Origin of the sequence: Clostridium frigidicarnis (genome assembly GCF_900111985.1) — a bacterium.
GTDB classification, from domain to species: domain Bacteria; phylum Bacillota; class Clostridia; order Clostridiales; family Clostridiaceae; genus Clostridium_Z; species Clostridium_Z frigidicarnis.
This window is the reverse complement of sequence record NZ_FOKI01000032.1, coordinates 19,257-35,794: the sequence shown is the minus strand read 5'-3', so window position 1 is coordinate 35,794 and position 16,538 is coordinate 19,257. Positions and strand designations below refer to the sequence as shown.

The following is a 16,538-nucleotide window of genomic DNA, read 5'->3' as shown; positions in this document are numbered from 1 at the left end:
GATGTTGCCAGGTGTAGATGGCTCGATAGCTCAGTCGGTAGAGCAGAGGACTGAAAATCCTCGTGTCGCTGGTTCGATTCCTGCTCGAGCCACCATCATGGCGCTATAACCAAGTGGTAAGGTACGGGTCTGCAACACCCTCATCCCCGGTTCAAATCCGGGTGGCGCCTCCACAAAGATCAGTATTTGTATACTGATCTTTTTTGCTTTATTAAATAATATTGTAATAAGAAATTACTTATGATTATATTATTATAATCATATTTTACTAATAGATATCTCCGAAGTATAATTACTACATAGTTAGACGATTGGAGATGAAATTTATGAATATAAAAAAAATGGTTCCAGGGATAATAGTATGTGTAATTATAACCCTTATAGCGAAAATTTTAGCAATTTTTGTTCCACAATTTGGAGCATCAAGTTTAGCAATATTATTAGGAATATTATTTGGAAATACAGTGTTTAAATCATCTAAATATAATAATGGATCTAGGTTTTGTGAAAAAGATTTATTATCAATGTCTATTGTATTGATGGGAGCAACATTAAATATATATTCTATAAGTAGTATAGGAATTAATGGAGTAATTTTTATTGTATTACAAATGACAAGTACTATATTAATTTGCTTATACTTAGGCAAAGTTTTTAAGTTTAATAGAAAATTTACTATGTTAATGGCCGCAGGTAATGCTGTTTGTGGTTCATCTGCAATAGCTGCTACATCGCCAGCAATTAGTGCAGATGAAAATGATAGAGGAATATCTATAACAATTGTTAATTTAATAGGTACAATTTTGATGTTTGTTTTACCAGCTATATGCACAATGCTATATTCAAAGGATTTATTACATAGTTCAGCTATGATGGGGGGAATACTACAGTCAGTAGGGCAAGTATTAGCATCAGCTGCATTTTTAGGAGAAGATTTTGTAAGATTAGCTACAATATTTAAGATTATGAGAATAATATTAATTGTTTTAGTTGTTGCGTTTATGTCAAAACTTAATGAAAAATATGAGAATAAGGATTTAATTGAAACTGAGAATGTTATAGAAGAAATTATAGAAGCAGAAGATCTTGAAGAGGTAAAGGAAATAAAAACCAAGAGAAAATCTAAAGTATCAGTACCATGGTTTATAATAGGATTTTTTATCTTGAGCATAATAAATACATTGGGAATAATACCAGTATCATTATCTAGTGTAGCAAAATTAATAAGTAATAATTTTGAGGTTATAGCTCTTGCGGCGATAGGAATGAATGTTAAAATAAGTGAACTTATAAAACAGGGACCTAAAGCTTTAACATTTGGTATAACTATAGGGGTATTTCAAATAATATTTGCGGTAGCATTTATATCAATATTATTATAAAATAAATATTAAGGTTAATTTTTAGTCGCTATAATACCCGGTTTTAAAAGGATGAATTAGCGGCTATATTTATATAGAATAGGGTGGATATGTATGAATGAAAGAAGAATGAGAATATTCTATGAAGTTTCAAACGTATTAAATATGACTAGAGTTGCAGAAAAAATGTTTATAAGCCAATCGTCAATAAGTCAGGCTATAAATGAACTAGAACAAGAATTAGGAGTTAAGCTTTTTGATAGAGTTAGTAAAAGATTATATTTAACTTACGAAGGTCAAGTTTTTTATAACTATGTAAGAAGAATTTTAAATTTATATGATGAGAGTATATGTGCTATTAATGATATAAGGTCATCTAACAGAGGAAAACTGAAAATAGGTGCTAGTAATACTGTTGGAGTTTACATGGTTCCTAGGATAGCAAGGGCATTTTTAGATATATATGAAAATGTAGAAGTTAGTACTACTATTGGAAATACATCAGATATATGCAATTTGATACTTAAAAATGAAATTGATTTTGGCTTAGTTGAGGGAAAAGTAAAAAATGATGAAATAATAACAAATAGCTTTTTTAAGGATGAATTAGTAGTAATAGTGCCTAAAAATCATAGATTAGCTAATAAAAAACTTATAAGAAAAGAAGAAATAAGAAATGAAAAATTTATAATGAGAGAAGTTGGAAGTGGCACAAGAGAATTAATTGAGAGAAAGTTCAAAGAAAATGATGTAGAGTATAATGTATTTATGGAATTAGGAAATAATGAGGCAATAAAGAATATAGTTGAAGCTGGTATAGGTATATCATGTATATCAAAACAATGTTTAGATCATGAAAGAATTGAAAATAGATTAAAAATATTAAATATAGTAAACTTAGAGCTATCAAGAGATATATACTTTATAAGGCACAAAGATAAAAATATATCTACAGCAATGACAAATTTTATGAATATATTAAAAATAGATAAGCAATAGTTGTTAATACTTATATAATTAGTTTATAATTAATTTGGGATAGAAGTAATATGATTTTTAGAATGGAGTGAAATTATGAAAATATTAGTTACAGGTGGAGCCGGTTTTATAGGATCTAACATAGTAGATGGATTTATAGAGAACGGTCATGATGTAATAGTTGTGGATAATTTTTCACATGGAAATAAAAATAATATAAATAAAAAAGCAAGAGTTTACAATATAGATATTAGAGATAAAGATTTATATAAGGTTTTTGAAAAAGAAAAACCAGAAGTAGTATGTCATCATGCAGCGCAGATAAGTGTACCTAAGTCAATTGATAATCCAATAGAAGATGCGGATATAAATATAATAGGATCGTTAAATCTTTTAGAATGTTGCAGAATATATGGTGTGAAAAAAGTAACATATCCAGCTTCAGCAGCTATATTTGGAGAACCTCAATATTTACCAGTGGATGAATCGCATCCATTAGATATGATGTGTGGTTATGGTATTACAAAACATACAATAGAACATTATTTAGAAACTTATAGTAAGCTATATGGAATAAAATATACAGTTATGAGATATTCTAATGTTTACGGCCCAAGACAGGATTCAACAGGAGAAGGCGGAGTTGTAGCTATATTCTGTGAAAATATGTTAGAAAATAAAGTGCCACTTATATTTGGAGACGGAACTCAAACAAGAGATTTTGTATTTGTAAAAGATGTTGTTAATGCAAATATAATAGCTTTAACTGACTTAAATAATGGAATATATAATGTAGCAACGGATACTAAAATATCTGTTAACGAACTATTTAATACGGTTAATATACTATTAGATAAGAATATGAGGCCTATATATAAAGAAGAAAGAAAAGGTGATATAAAGCATAGTTATATGACCTACAATAAGATTAACAAGGAATGTGGATGGGAACCCAAGTATTCTTTAGAAGAAGGGCTAAAACAAACAATAAATTATTATGTAAGCAAAAAACATGAGTAAATACTCATGTTTTTATTCTATAAAAAATTATATTAGTTTTGCAGTGGAATGATAATGGATAATATTAATTATAATTCCATGAGTTCAACACATAGTCTAGCTTTTTTAACATCAAGTTTTGCTTTTGCACCTATTGGAATTGTAAGGTTTGGAGTATCATGGCCACTCATAAAATTAGATATAACAGGTTTATTTAAAGAAAATATATAGTTGTTAAAAACATCATTAAGAGTATATGATGTTTTTTTGTTATTACAATTTTTAAACTGACCTAATAAAAATCCGGAACAGCTATCCAGTTTTCCACTAAGCTTTAATTGACAAAGCATTCTATCAATTGAATAAACATCTTCACCAACATCTTCAATAAATAAAATTCTATTGTGAGTATCTATCTCATAGGGTGTACCTAGGGTACTACATATAATTGATAAATTACCACCAATTAACGTGCCAGTAGCATTAGTTGTGCCGTGACAAATCAATGGTATATGGGATGGATTAACTATATTATATGATGATGTAAGATTTGTAACAGTGTTTATAAAACTGCTTAATGTATATTTGTCATTAAAATCAGATGTAGCCATGGGTCCATGGAATGTTACTAAGCCAAGTTTTGAATATAATGTATTAAGAATACATGTAATATCACTATAGCCCATAAAGATTTTATTAATATTTTTTAATTTTTTAAAGTCTAGATATGGAAGAATTCTCATACTTCCATAGCCGCCACGTAAACACATAATCATTTTAATGTTGTCGTCACAAAAAAAATCCATTAAGTCAGAAGCTCTAGCTTCATCAGTACCAGCTAAGTATCCTAATTTGTCGTATAAATGGTTACCTGTTTTAATTTTAAATCCTAAATTTTTTAGTATACAAATTTTTTCATCTATAAATAAATTTTTATCACCACTGGCAGGAGCTAATATTCCAATAGTATCACCTAATTTAATACTAGTTGGCATCAAAATAAACACCTCACTTTAATTAAATAATGCTTGAAATTAACGACATATGAAGGAGGATATAAAAATAGTATCATTTATATATATATTAAGAAGTAAAATAAAATATTATATAAATATAATTAAATTTAAATTAACAAAATTAACATTGTATAAAATTAAAAACGAGAGTTTTCGTAAGATAATGAGATTTTAAGTAAGACACCAAGAGATAAATGGACAAGTTCAAGATTTTTGAAGGTTATAGAGGGTATAGAGGGTTAGATAATTTATATAAACCCTAGTATAATCTCTATGTTAATACAAATATTATATGTGTAATTGTGGGGGAATTTAGTAATGAATACTATGTATAAAGAAATTGTTGAAACTAAAAAGGCTCCAAGGATAGTTGGTGGGTTATTACTTGTTTCATTGATGATAGTTATTGCTAATGGAGTTGAAGACATAAGACTTTTTGAATATAGAATTGGATATTTGACGGATCCATTGTTGAAAATAGTAGCATGTATGATTATGGCAGGAGAATTTATAAAATGTAAGGTACGATATAGATATTCAATAATAGCAGACCAATTAATTATTCATAAGCTAAAGGATAAGCATCAATATACAGCTGAAAATATAAAACTACAGGATATAGTTTTTGTTGGTAAGATGAGTGATTTGAATAGAAAATTAAATATAATATCATCTAAAAATTATGTTTGTTCGGTTAATATGTTTGAAAGATATTGTTGTATATATAAGGACGGAAATGTATATAGAAAGTTTTACTTTCAACCAAGTTCAAGATTACTAGTGAAATTAAATAACATCTTAATTAAAAGTAAAAGTCTCTTTTAAAGAGACTTTTACTTTTTTTTATTTGAATAATTCCTTTTTTGCTTCAGAAATTAATGTGGATTTTTCTATCAAATCTACGGCAGTACAGGCTAGTGTTTCGCTAACTTTTAAAGCTATATTTTTTGCATAAGATGATATTGTAGCATTTGCAAAATCACGCGATGCATAAGCTGTTGATTTATCATCAATTATACATATGTATGGGTGTATGCAAGGAACTTTTTTACTAATAGTTCCTAAACTTAAACCAGCATTAATATTTCTAGATTCTCCAATATCAATTATCCCATGCTCTTTTAAATTATGTGAGAACAATCTAGATAGGGTTTTGTTAGTTATTAACTCTTCATAAGGTAGTTCGTAAAAATTTACAGAATGATTTATGTCCATAAGAGAACTCACTGTTTTTACTGCAAGTTTAATTTTAGAACTTATATCCTCTGCAATACATATGTTGTCGGCTCTTATATAGATTTTACTCTCACATTCTTCAGGAACCAATAATGGGGTATAGCCACCTTTAGACAGTACACTGTTTAAAACGGCATTATCAGGTAATCCCTTTTGAAGACAATTCATCATATTGAATGAAAGTAAGGTAGCATCTAAAGGAGTATATACCTTGTTGTTCTTAAAACTTAAAGTTTGTTCTTCATTAAAAAATTTTATAGATAAGGGCAGTATTGCAGAAGAAGTACCACTTTCTCTGGTTACTACATCAGGGTGAGCCATTAATACTACATCTATATCATTAAATATACCTTGTTTAAACATAGTTATTTTAGCTCCACCTAAATATTCACCAGGGCAGCCAAGAACAATTACAGATCCACCTAATTTATCAATAACTTTAGATAAACCTATAGCACCACCTAAGGACATAGATGTAAGTAGATTATGTCCTGTTATATGACCTTCTCCAGGTACAGCATCATATTCACACATATAACATATTTTAGGATAGCCAGAGCCAAAGGAAGCATAAAAAGCAGTGTCTATATCTAAGAAATTTTCCTTTACTTCGAAATTGTGCTTTTTTAAAAAATTTATTATGTATTTGCAACAATTATATTCTTTATAGCTTTCTTCTGGATTCATATAAATATATTTAGCAATATCATAAAGCTCATCTTCACAGGTGGATAAATAAGTTATTATTTCCTGTTTCATATATAATCCTCCTTAATCAATCATATAAATAGTATATCCTTAAAAGAAAAAATATATTTATGGTTAAGTTTTAACTATATTTATCTAAGATTAAATCAATGTTGATGTTATTAATAGAATTTTAATTAAAACTATATTGGATATTAGACTTATAAATATATATTTGGATGTGAATAAAAAAAAATAAAAAGGAAATAATTAACAGTATATTGAAGTGAGAGGTGTGTATATGAGAGAACATGTTTGTATTATATGTAGAAAAAAGGTGGATGACGGATTAGTAGTTAAGGGAAAAAGCATCTGCTATAATTGTGAGTGTAGAATAATTAACTCAAAACAATGTACTGATTTTTATGAGTATTATATGAAATGTGTAAAAAAACATATAGTTAGAAAATATTTAGGGAATATAAAATATATAAAGGGAATTTCCAATTAGGAGGAATTAAAGTGAATACACCAATAATTGACGCTATAAGAAACTATTTAGATGAAAAAAATTTACCGTTTTCTATGCCAGGACATAAAATGGGTAAAAGTTTTTTAGATTATGACATATTTGATTTGTTCATAAAGGGAGACCTAACAGAAGTAGATGGTTTAGATAATCTTAGTAAACCAGAAGAATCAATAAAGGATTCTTTAAACTTATTAAGTAAGACATATAAAAGCAAAAAATCATATTATTTAGTAAATGGGAGTACTTCAGGAAATCTTATAATGATATTTTCGGCGTTAAAAGAGGGCGATAAAGTTTTAGTAGAAAGAGGATGTCATAAATCTATATTTAATGGAATAATTCTTAGAAAACTAAAACCTGTATATGTAAATTACAAGGTAGATAAAAATTTTAATGCTCCTTTAACAATAGATAAGGAGCATTTAAATTTTGTCTTAGAAAGTAACAATGATATAAAGGCAGCGATTTTAACATATCCAAGCTATTATGGAACGGCTTTAGATTTAGAAAAAATAATAGATAAATGCAAAAAAAGATCTATAAAAATTCTTGTGGATTCAGCACATGGAGCTCATTTTGGAGTAAGTCCTAAATTACCTAAAAGTGCTATAGAGATGGGGGCAGATATGGTTGTTATGAGTGCACATAAGACACTGCCAAGTTTAACTCAAACAGCTTTTTTACATATAGGAGATATAAAGTTAAAAGATAAAGTCGAATTTTATTTATCATGTTTTTCAACAACAAGTCCTTCATATGCATTCATGATGTCTATGGATTTTGCCAGAGCATATCTTGATGAGTATGGAAAAGAACATTATGAAGACCTTGTAAATTTATGTGAAGGGTTAAAAAATAAAATTGATAAGTTGAAATTATTCAAATGTTTAAGTGAAAAAACATTAGACAATAACGATATTAGTGTAGACAAGAGTAGAATTGTTATAAATGTAGGCAAAGGATTTAGTGGGCATAGATTATTAGATTACTTAAGAAAAAATAAAATTCAATGTGAAATGAGTGATTATAGTAATGTGGTTTTAATACCTTCTACTTTTAATGATAAATATGAATTTGAATATATTTATAAAGTATTGAGTAAGTGTAATGAAAGAGACATTAAAGAAGATTTTGAAATGTTATACACAAACTATGTTCCTAAAATGGGAGTTTGTCCACACGAAGCTATGGATAGAAATAAAAAAACTGTGGATTATAGAAATTCAGAAGGATTAATTTGTGGACAAAACATAGTTCCATATCCACCAGGTATACCTTTAATTATAATGGGTGAAGTTATAGATTATAATGTTATTAATCAGTTAGAGCAATATATTAAATCAGGAGTATCTGTTTTAGGGTTAAATAATAATAATATTTGGATTTTAGAGTAGAGTTTTATGTTAAAATTAATTATATTTATTTACGAAGGAGAGAACTAGAGTGAAAAAAGGCATGTTTATAACATTTGAAGGACCAGACGGAGCAGGAAAAACAACTATATTAGAAATGGTTTATAAATATTTTTTAGATAAGGGAATTCAATGTTTGAAGACAAGGGAACCTGGCGGCATAGATATATCGGAGCAAATAAGAGCCGTTATTTTAAATAATAACAATACAAGTATGGATGGAAGAACAGAAGCTTTGTTATATGCAGCAGCGAGAAGACAACATTTGGTGGAAAAAGTTATACCAGCATTAAATAATAGGAAAATAGTTCTTTGTGATAGGTTTATAGATTCATCTTTAGCATATCAGGGTTATGCTAGAGGATTAGGAATAGAAGAGGTATATAATATGAATTGCTTTGCAATAGATAATAACATGCCGGACTTGACTATATATTTTGATATAACCCCAGAATTAGGACTTGAAAGAATTAGTAGAAATAGTGGAAGAGAAGTTAACAGATTAGATTTAGAAGGAGTAGAATTTCATAAAAAGGTATGTGAAGGATATAATCTTGTGAAGGAAATATATAAAAATAGGATTATATCAGTAGATGCAAGTAAATCAATAGAGGAAGTTTTTAATGATACAATAAGGGTATTAGAAAAGAAAATTTTTAATAATTAAAATGTATTTACAATTTAGAATATGGTAAAATATATATAAAAAACTAGGAGGTGTTTCATATGAAGCTAATTATTGCTATAGTACAAGATGATGATGCCCCAGATTTAGTAAATGAGCTAACAGATGCTAGTTATAGGGTAACAAAACTAGCAACAACAGGAGGCTTTTTGAAGTCAGGTAATACTACACTTATGATAGGTGTTGAAAAAGAGAAAGTAGACAAAGTTTTAGAAATAATTGAGGATATTTGTAAGATCAGAGATCAAATAGTAGCAACACCTTTACCAACGACATCTACAGGGGTATACGTACCATTTCCAGTTGAGGTTCAAGTTGGAGGAGCAACAATTTTTGTAGTTGATGTTGATCAGTTTATAAAAATTTAATTAAAGGGGAGAGTGTAGTTGATAGATGTAATCGGACATAGTTATATAAGAAATAGTTTAAAAAAAGCAGTGGAAAGACAATCACTCTCCCATGCTCATCTTATAGTAGGTGAGGATGGAATAGGAAAAAGCGTAGTAGGTAAAGAATTAGCCTTAAATATTTTAGAAAAGAATGAGGATAAATACTATGTAGATTTAATAGAATTTAAATCTAATAAGAAAACAATTGGTGTTGAGGATATAAGAGGGTTAATAGGAGAAATAAACAAAAAACCATTTGAAGGAAATAAGAAGGTTATATTAGTTTATAAGGCGGACACTATGACAACTCAAGGACAAAATGCCTTTTTAAAAACAATAGAAGAACCACCAAAAGGTGTTTATATAATTTTATTATGTGAAAATATAGAGAACATTTTACAGACTATAAAGTCAAGATGTCAAATACATAAATTGAATAGATTATCATTAGAAGAAATTGAAACTTATTTGGAAAAATATCATGTTAATGAAAATTCTATAGATAAGGAGGTAGCTATAGCTTTTAGTAATGGTATACCAGGAAAAATGGATAGATTTTTAAAAGATGATGTTTTTAATGAAGTAAGAGAGTTTGTTGTTAAACTTCTTAAGGAAATAAATTCTAAAGATGTTAACGTGGTTATAAAATATGTAAAATATATAACAGAAAATTATAAAGATTATTATAGCGAAGTTTTAGATAATATATTATACTTTTCAAGAGACATACTTTTATATAAAGATATAAAAAATCCTGATTATATATTAAATAAGGATAAAATAGAGGATATAATCGAATTGTCGAGAAATCTTTCATTTAATAAAATAAATAAGATAATAAATAATTTGAATAATACTAGAGATTCGTTAAGAAAGAATGTCAATGCATTGATAACCTTTGATGTTATGCTTCTTAACATATTGGAGGTTTAATTATGATAAAAGTAGTAGGTGTACGCTTTAAAAAGGCAGGTAAAATATATTACTTTGCACCAGATGATACAGAGGCAAAAAAAGATGACTATGTCATTGTTGAGACGGCAAGAGGAATAGAATTCGGAAGCTGTGTAATAGGATCTAAAGAGGTTCAAGAAGAAGATATAGTAGCTCCTTTAAAGAATGTATTAAGGGTAGCAACAGAAGAAGATATACAAAAACATACTTCAAATAAGGAAAAGGAAGAGAATGCTTTTGATATATGTTTGAAGAAAATAGAAGAACATGGATTAGGTATGAAACTTATAGATGTAGAGTATACATTTGATAATAATAAGGTTATATTCTATTTTACAGCTGAAGGAAGAGTTGATTTTAGAGAGCTTGTAAAAGATCTAGCTACAATATTTAAAACAAGAATAGAACTTAGACAAATAGGTGTTAGGGATGAAGCCAAAATGATCGGTGGGTTAGGACCATGTGGAAGGCCTATGTGTTGCTCATCATTTTTAGGAGATTTCACTTCAGTATCTATAAAAATGGCTAAAGAGCAAAATTTATCATTAAATCCAACTAAGATTTCTGGAATATGTGGACGATTAATGTGTTGTTTAAATTACGAGCAGGAAATATATGAAGAAATAAGAACTCGTATGCCTAAAGTAGGATCAATTATTGAAACTGAACAAGGTAAGGGAGAGGTTATTTCAAATAGTATAATAAAAGAAGGTATTAAAGTAAAACTAAGAAGAGATGATGAAGAATATATAGAAGAGTTTAAAATAGATGATGTTAAGATGATTTCGGGAACTTATGAAGGTACTGTAAATGATGAAGAAATAAAGATAGATGCGGATCCTACAGAGGATAAAGAACTAATAAAAGACTTGCTTAAGGAAGATTAGGGGGGTTGTAGATGAAATCAGTATTAAAAATTTGTAATATGAAAACAATGCAGGATGTAAATGTTGTAAGAAATGCAATATCAAATAATGAAGGTGTCATAGCTTGTGAAATAAATGCTGTTAAAGGTGAAACACAGATAATTTTTGATAATTATTTTGTGACAGTAGATGACATTATTCAATCTATAGAAGATTTAGGGTATACAGTACTGTAGATAATAAAATATAAAATTATAATATATAATACTGATTATTATTATTAAAAAACAATATATATTAATAAATTAAATGAAAAGTTATAATGTTTTGAGAAAAAACTTTCAAAACAGTATAAAACATGTTAAAATAAACATGGAAAAAAACTTCTATAATAGGAGGTGCTTTAATATGGCATATAAAATAACTGACGCTTGCGTTTCATGTGGAGCTTGTGCTTCTGAATGTCCAGTAGACGCTATAAGTCAAGGAGATTCTATATTTGTTGTCGATGCTGATACTTGTATCGATTGCGGAAACTGTGCAAATGTTTGTCCAGTAGGCGCTCCAATAGCAGAGTAATAAATACTCTAAAAAAGAACCATCAATTGATGGTTCTTTTTTACTTTATAGGATATTATAAAATTTCAAATCTGTGGACAACTTTGATAACTATTAAAATATATAGATTTTTTAGTTGAGAACTTTAATGAATGAAAAATTACAAGTGGCAAGTTACAAGAGTTTAAGAAATTGACAATTGACGATTGAAAATTGACAATTCAAGGATAAACCTTCTAAGGAAGATTTTAAAATTTAAAAAATATAATTTAGAGAAAATCTGTGATTTTTAGCCATAACTTTCAACTTTCCACTCTCAACCTTCAACTTTATATTTAGGAAGTCTGTGACTTCCAACAATAATCGTCAATTATCAATTGTCAATTAACAAAAGGGCGCAGCTTTTTGTTCTTTTGATATATTTTATAATAGCAAATTTTACACTAAAAAAGTACTATTTTTATAAGGATATAAATATATAATGGTGGGTATAATAGGAAAGATTAAGTGCTAATACTCATATAGATGAAGCTTAGGCACATTCAAAAAATAACAAGTCAGTATGCTAGTCTATTTTGTGCCATACTGCGTCAGCGATATTAACCCATAGCCTTATGCTATGAACTAATATCACTTCCTTGTCTGACACAAAATATACATGGCATCTTGGACTTGTTATTCTCTTTCATGTGCCTTATAAAAACTTATCTAGGAAGTATTAGTATTTAATTGGGGGCAGTAGCAGTAATTACTAGACTTTAAAAATTAGCCTTAGGAGTTGAACTATTATGAGTATAAAGCTAATTAGGTTCATAGATGGATATGAAATTAATGGTTATAAAAGAGTAGTGAGATGTGTATTTAACAAGGGTACGTCTATTGATGAAATCAATAAAGTGATGGATGAATACATAATTATAAGTAAAATTTTAGGATGTAATGAAGAAATTAAAGATATTATAAAGCTATCAGAAGAATTTAATATATTTGTTACATATACCAATGAAAATATAGCTCAATTTATACTTAGACAATTGGAAAAGAATTCATTTAAGAAATATATAATAAGAAAGGGCAGGAATATAAAAAAATATATATGGAATGAAGACATAATAAAGTGCGTTATTGAAAAAAATATGCCATTCATAGAAGTAGATAAAAATACGCTACAAATAGGATATGGTAAAAATTTAACGTTGATAGATAAAAATAGATTTAATGATGAATTTAGTAAAGATATAAATAAATTATATAAGTACATAATAGATAAAAATATTGGAAGAATTCCATTGATAAGTGTAACAGGTACAAACGGAAAAACTACAACTTCTAGATTAATACATAATATTTTGTTGAAACTTGGTAGAAACAGTGGTATGGCATCAACAGGTGGAGTATATATAAAAGACAAAAAAATATTAAGTGGAGATACAACAGGATATTTAAGTGCAAGAATGGTTTTGGAAAACCCTGGTATAGATATAGGTGTTTTAGAAACTGCAAGAGGGGGAATAATAAAAAAAGGTCTAGGATATTTAGAATCTGATATTGCAATAATAACATCAATTTCAGAAGATCATATAGGCGTGGATGGAATAAAAAATTTAGATGAGCTTGCAGCTGTCAAAGCTATTACATTAAAAGCTCTTAAAAATAATGGAAAGGCAATAGTTCCATATAATAAACATATACTAAAATTTATAGATGAAAAAAGATATAAAGTATGTTATTTCTCAATAAAACCAATTTCCATATTAGAAAAAGACAATAACCCTAATATAGAATTAATTTTTTTGAAAGAAAATCATTTAATATATATTTTTGATGGTAAAGAGCATAATCTAGGAAACATTAAAAAAATAAATTTTTGTCATAATGGTATTTCTAAAAGTAATATAAAAAATATAATGTGTGCAGTAGCAGCATTAAAGGAATTTTATGAATTAGATGTTCTAATAGATGTAATAAACAAATTAGAATGTGATTTAAATACTAATAGCGGAAGGCAAAATATTTTAGATATAAAGGACTTTAAAGTAGTACTAGATTACGGACATAATCCTGAAGCATTTGAAGAGATATTTTCAATAGCAAAAGAATTAAAACACGAAAAGATAATATCTATAATAGCAGCACCTGGAGATAGAAAAGATAAATATATAAAAGAATTAGGGAGAATAGCTGCAAAGAATAGTAATAAAATAATTATAAGAGAACAGGATGATTTAAGAGAAAGAAAAGTAGGGGAAACAGCTAATTTATTAAAACAAGGGGCATTAAATAACAATTTTAAAGAAAAAGATATAGAAATAATATATAAAGAAGAGGATGCAATACTTGAATCATTAAATAAAGCAGAAAAAAATGATGTAATAATCTTGTTTACTCAGTGCTTAGATGTAATAATTCCAGTAATAAACAAGTATCTAAAAACTCAGGGACTAAATCAACTGGAAGTAAATGCAGACTTATTAAGTCATTAAAAATTAATTTAAGATGAGGCACATTCAAAAAAGAAAGTAATAAACTCATTAATATAGCAATATAAATGGGTTTATTACTTTTTACTTTAATCTATAGCATAGTATAGATTTTAAATCAGCGTATAACTTTGAGAAATATTGAAAACACATATTCTTTTTTTAGTTGAGAATTGAGAGTGTGAAATCTTTTTAGAAAGATTTCTAAAATAAAAAGTACTTTTTCAGAAAGTCTTTGACTTTCAACCATAATTGTAAATTGTCAAATCTCAATTCTCAATTAAAGAGTGGCATAGACACTTTTTTACAAGTAAGTTGAAGGTGTCAGCAATAATACTTGATTTTTATATGATATAAAATCATTTAGTATTATAGTATCAGAATCTATTTTTTTAGTATTAGACATGTAAGGAATGAATTTATCAACACCATCTATCATAGATAGGTTTATATTAAGGTTATAATTCATTGGGATAACTATATTTGCATTTATTTGGTTGCAAATAGTTGAAGCATGGTGTCCATCTATTGTAAAATTTCCACCTACAGGTATGCAGAGAATATTTATGTTTTCTAGAATTTTAAGAGAATCACTATCAAGAAGGTGTCCAAGATGTCCAAGGTGTGCAATTCTAAAATTATCAAAATTGAAAATAAAAATTCTATTTACGCCTCTTTTTTTTCCGGCATATTCATCATGAAAACTTTCAATACAATCTATTGAAATATCTTTAGAACTTAAACCATCTGAGTTTTGTATAATTGTGGATTCTTTAAGATTTTCGGGCATATAATCATTGTTAAAATGATTATGGCTTAATGTTATATAAGAAACATTATTCAATGAATCAACATAATCACATTTAAAGGGGTCTGTCAAAATACGTTTTCCCATAGACGTTTTTATAAAAAAGCAGGATTTTCCTACCCAAGTAATTTCCATTCTAACACTCCCTATATAAAAAATATTTATTCCATGTTTAGATACTCCAATACTACAATCTTCTACAAGTTGGAGAATAGATGTCCTTTAGGGTATAAGATTCGTAACCGCCCTAGATAAGTTCTTCTAAGATTTAGTTGGAAAGAGAGAGTTCTATTAAGCAAACTCTGACTAAAGCTAAGAATCACTTGATAATAGTAGTGCCCTTATTTAAAATCAATATGACTAAGTTTACATGGTTTATTATAAATATTAAAGAAATAATAAGTAAAATTCAGAAAATTGAATATAAATTCTTTGAATCACTTAAAATGAGAAAAAACGTGAGAATTCATCAATAAAATAGAGTTGAATCACAAAAAATAAAGTTATAATATTTAACTAAAGATCAAAGAAAGTCAATAACAAAGGAAGTGTTTTGATGGCAAGATTATCGGACATTATAGAGGAGTTTATAAAATCATTACTAAGTGATGATGGAGAGGCAATACAAATTCAAAGAAATGAATTAGCTAATAAATTTAGTTGTGCACCATCTCAGATAAACTATGTATTAACAACAAGATTTACTGTTGATAAAGGTTATATTATAGAGAGTAGAAGAGGCGGAGGAGGATGTATTGTTATAAAACAACTTAAATATGATGATAACAGTATATTAAAAAAAATAATTTTAGATAAAATTGGAGAGAGTATAACATACAATAATTCACTGGCTTTAATTGACGGTCTTTATGATTCAAATATTATAACAATTAGAGAAAGAGAAATAATAAAATCAGCAGTAAACCAAAGAATACTTGTATATTCTATTGATAAAAATATGCAGAGGGCTAAAATTTTAAAGTCTATTATTATGATAGTTTTATCATAACTTGATATTTAATAAGATAAAAAGGTAATAATTTCATATAGGGGTGATTTAAATGATGTGTGAAAGGTGTAATAAAAATAATGCAAATGTTCATATTGTTAAAGTTGTAAATGGGGTAAAAAATGAGATGAATTTATGTGAGAAATGTGCTAAGGAACAAGAAAGTTTATCATTTAACTTTGATGGAAATATAAGTACTACATTTAATTTCCAAAACTTGATAACAGGTATTATGGATTATATAAGTGAAAGTCCCTCTAGTATTACCCATAGTGATATGGTATGTGAAAATTGTGGGACTTCATATAGTGAATTTAAAAAGTCAGGTATCTTAGGCTGTAGTGAATGTTATAAGACATTTAGTAGTATTGTAAATCCTATGATTAGAAGGGTACAGAAAGATATTGAGCATGTTGGAAAATTGCCTGTAAAAAATGGAAAAGAACTTATTGAAAAGAAAAGATTATTGAAATTAAAAGAAGAATTACAACAAGCTATTTTGGTTGAAGAATATGAAAAGGCAGCAGAGCTAAGAGATAAAATAAATAAAATTAAAAAGGGTGAGTAA

At 27.6% G+C, this 16,538-nt stretch carries 18 protein-coding genes and 2 tRNA genes; 17 read left to right on the top strand and 3 right to left on the bottom strand.

The window, feature by feature from the left end; translation table 11 throughout:
• Nucleotides 1–19 precede the first annotated feature (19 nt).
• The 5 genes from BM119_RS15275 to BM119_RS15255 all read left to right on the top strand — a co-directional run bounded on the left by BM119_RS15275 (nt 20) and on the right by BM119_RS15255 (nt 3,359).
• Nucleotides 20–95, top strand: a tRNA-Phe gene (locus tag BM119_RS15275).
• 4 nt (nt 96–99) lie between these two features.
• Nucleotides 100–173: transfer RNA gene (locus BM119_RS15270), tRNA-Cys, on the top strand.
• A gap of 153 nt (nt 174–326) precedes the next feature.
• A complete protein-coding gene (locus BM119_RS15265) occupies nt 327–1,382 on the top strand; it encodes a YeiH family protein (RefSeq protein ID WP_090042599.1) in 1,056 nt (351 codons plus the stop codon).
• A gap of 93 nt (nt 1,383–1,475) precedes the next feature.
• Nucleotides 1,476–2,360, top strand: coding sequence for a LysR family transcriptional regulator (locus BM119_RS15260; RefSeq protein ID WP_090042598.1), 885 nt, complete (start codon nt 1,476–1,478; stop codon nt 2,358–2,360).
• 75 nt (nt 2,361–2,435) lie between these two features.
• Entirely contained in the window at nt 2,436–3,359 is a 924-nt protein-coding gene (locus BM119_RS15255; protein WP_090042597.1) for an NAD-dependent epimerase/dehydratase family protein, read from the top strand.
• Nucleotides 3,360–3,427: 68 nt separating this feature from the next.
• Here the strand turns inward: BM119_RS15255 and BM119_RS15250 are convergent, their stop codons facing one another.
• Nucleotides 3,428–4,336: a S66 peptidase family protein gene (locus BM119_RS15250; RefSeq protein ID WP_090042596.1), complete on the bottom strand. Its 909-nt coding sequence runs from the start codon at nt 4,334–4,336 to the stop codon at nt 3,428–3,430.
• Between the two features lie 336 nt (nt 4,337–4,672).
• On the opposite strand from BM119_RS15250, the gene BM119_RS15245 reads away from it, so the two are divergent.
• Nucleotides 4,673–5,179 carry a hypothetical protein gene (locus BM119_RS15245; protein ID WP_090042595.1) on the top strand — a complete coding sequence of 169 codons (507 nt, stop codon included), beginning with the start codon at nt 4,673–4,675 and terminating at the stop codon, nt 5,177–5,179.
• 18 nt (nt 5,180–5,197) lie between these two features.
• Here the strand turns inward: BM119_RS15245 and BM119_RS15240 are convergent, their stop codons facing one another.
• Nucleotides 5,198–6,349 carry a zinc-binding metallopeptidase family protein gene (locus BM119_RS15240; protein WP_090042594.1) on the bottom strand — a complete coding sequence of 384 codons (1,152 nt, stop codon included), beginning with the start codon at nt 6,347–6,349 and terminating at the stop codon, nt 5,198–5,200.
• Between the two features lie 229 nt (nt 6,350–6,578).
• Between BM119_RS15240 and BM119_RS15235 the strand changes: the two genes are divergently transcribed.
• From BM119_RS15235 to BM119_RS15195, 9 genes are all read left to right on the top strand, one after another.
• A complete protein-coding gene (locus tag BM119_RS15235; protein WP_090042593.1) occupies nt 6,579–6,788 on the top strand; it encodes a sigma factor G inhibitor Gin in 210 nt (69 codons plus the stop codon).
• An 11-nt stretch (nt 6,789–6,799) separates the two neighbouring features.
• Nucleotides 6,800–8,203, top strand: coding sequence for an aminotransferase class I/II-fold pyridoxal phosphate-dependent enzyme (locus tag BM119_RS15230; protein WP_242948444.1), 1,404 nt, complete (start codon nt 6,800–6,802; stop codon nt 8,201–8,203).
• 49 nt (nt 8,204–8,252) lie between these two features.
• On the top strand, nt 8,253–8,888 hold the full coding sequence (tmk, locus tag BM119_RS15225) for a dTMP kinase (protein ID WP_090042592.1): 636 nt from the start codon (nt 8,253–8,255) through the stop codon (nt 8,886–8,888).
• A 59-nt stretch (nt 8,889–8,947) separates the two neighbouring features.
• On the top strand, nt 8,948–9,274 hold the full coding sequence (locus tag BM119_RS15220; RefSeq protein WP_090042591.1) for a cyclic-di-AMP receptor: 327 nt from the start codon (nt 8,948–8,950) through the stop codon (nt 9,272–9,274).
• Nucleotides 9,275–9,292: 18 nt separating this feature from the next.
• A complete protein-coding gene (locus BM119_RS15215; protein WP_090042590.1) occupies nt 9,293–10,228 on the top strand; it encodes a DNA polymerase III subunit delta' in 936 nt (311 codons plus the stop codon).
• A 2-nt stretch (nt 10,229–10,230) separates the two neighbouring features.
• Entirely contained in the window at nt 10,231–11,136 is a 906-nt protein-coding gene (locus BM119_RS15210; RefSeq protein WP_090042589.1) for a PSP1 domain-containing protein, read from the top strand.
• A gap of 11 nt (nt 11,137–11,147) precedes the next feature.
• The gene (locus tag BM119_RS15205; protein ID WP_090042588.1) at nt 11,148–11,351 is read left to right on the top strand and encodes a heavy-metal-associated domain-containing protein; all 204 of its coding nucleotides are present in this window, start codon (nt 11,148–11,150) and stop codon (nt 11,349–11,351) included.
• A gap of 172 nt (nt 11,352–11,523) precedes the next feature.
• Entirely contained in the window at nt 11,524–11,694 is a 171-nt protein-coding gene (locus BM119_RS15200) for a DUF362 domain-containing protein (RefSeq protein WP_090042587.1), read from the top strand.
• A 767-nt stretch (nt 11,695–12,461) separates the two neighbouring features.
• The gene (locus tag BM119_RS15195) at nt 12,462–14,156 is read left to right on the top strand and encodes a Mur ligase family protein (protein WP_090042586.1); all 1,695 of its coding nucleotides are present in this window, start codon (nt 12,462–12,464) and stop codon (nt 14,154–14,156) included.
• 301 nt (nt 14,157–14,457) lie between these two features.
• On the opposite strand, the gene BM119_RS15190 is transcribed toward BM119_RS15195, so the two are convergent.
• On the bottom strand, nt 14,458–15,096 hold the full coding sequence (locus BM119_RS15190) for an MBL fold metallo-hydrolase (RefSeq protein WP_090042585.1): 639 nt from the start codon (nt 15,094–15,096) through the stop codon (nt 14,458–14,460).
• A 421-nt stretch (nt 15,097–15,517) separates the two neighbouring features.
• Between BM119_RS15190 and BM119_RS15185 the strand changes: the two genes are divergently transcribed.
• Both BM119_RS15185 and BM119_RS15180 read left to right on the top strand, forming a co-directional pair.
• On the top strand, nt 15,518–15,970 hold the full coding sequence (locus BM119_RS15185) for a CtsR family transcriptional regulator (RefSeq protein ID WP_090042584.1): 453 nt from the start codon (nt 15,518–15,520) through the stop codon (nt 15,968–15,970).
• A gap of 52 nt (nt 15,971–16,022) precedes the next feature.
• Complete coding sequence (locus BM119_RS15180; RefSeq protein ID WP_090042583.1) at nt 16,023–16,538, top strand: UvrB/UvrC motif-containing protein; 516 nt, start codon at nt 16,023–16,025, stop codon at nt 16,536–16,538.

Coding starts and splice junctions, on each gene's coding strand:
- BM119_RS15185 (WP_090042584.1), top strand. CDS start 15,518: ATGGCAAGATTATCGGACATTATAGAGGAGTTTATAAAATCATTACTA.
- BM119_RS15260 (WP_090042598.1), top strand. CDS start 1,476: ATGAATGAAAGAAGAATGAGAATATTCTATGAAGTTTCAAACGTATTA.
- BM119_RS15205 (WP_090042588.1), top strand. CDS start 11,148: ATGAAATCAGTATTAAAAATTTGTAATATGAAAACAATGCAGGATGTA.
- BM119_RS15200 (WP_090042587.1), top strand. CDS start 11,524: ATGGCATATAAAATAACTGACGCTTGCGTTTCATGTGGAGCTTGTGCT.
- BM119_RS15210 (WP_090042589.1), top strand. CDS start 10,231: ATGATAAAAGTAGTAGGTGTACGCTTTAAAAAGGCAGGTAAAATATAT.
- BM119_RS15245 (WP_090042595.1), top strand. CDS start 4,673: ATGAATACTATGTATAAAGAAATTGTTGAAACTAAAAAGGCTCCAAGG.
- BM119_RS15240 (WP_090042594.1), bottom strand. CDS start 6,349: ATGAAACAGGAAATAATAACTTATTTATCCACCTGTGAAGATGAGCTT.
- BM119_RS15265 (WP_090042599.1), top strand. CDS start 327: ATGAATATAAAAAAAATGGTTCCAGGGATAATAGTATGTGTAATTATA.
- BM119_RS15220 (WP_090042591.1), top strand. CDS start 8,948: ATGAAGCTAATTATTGCTATAGTACAAGATGATGATGCCCCAGATTTA.
- BM119_RS15235 (WP_090042593.1), top strand. CDS start 6,579: ATGAGAGAACATGTTTGTATTATATGTAGAAAAAAGGTGGATGACGGA.
- BM119_RS15180 (WP_090042583.1), top strand. CDS start 16,023: ATGATGTGTGAAAGGTGTAATAAAAATAATGCAAATGTTCATATTGTT.
- BM119_RS15195 (WP_090042586.1), top strand. CDS start 12,462: ATGAGTATAAAGCTAATTAGGTTCATAGATGGATATGAAATTAATGGT.
- BM119_RS15255 (WP_090042597.1), top strand. CDS start 2,436: ATGAAAATATTAGTTACAGGTGGAGCCGGTTTTATAGGATCTAACATA.
- BM119_RS15190 (WP_090042585.1), bottom strand. CDS start 15,096: ATGGAAATTACTTGGGTAGGAAAATCCTGCTTTTTTATAAAAACGTCT.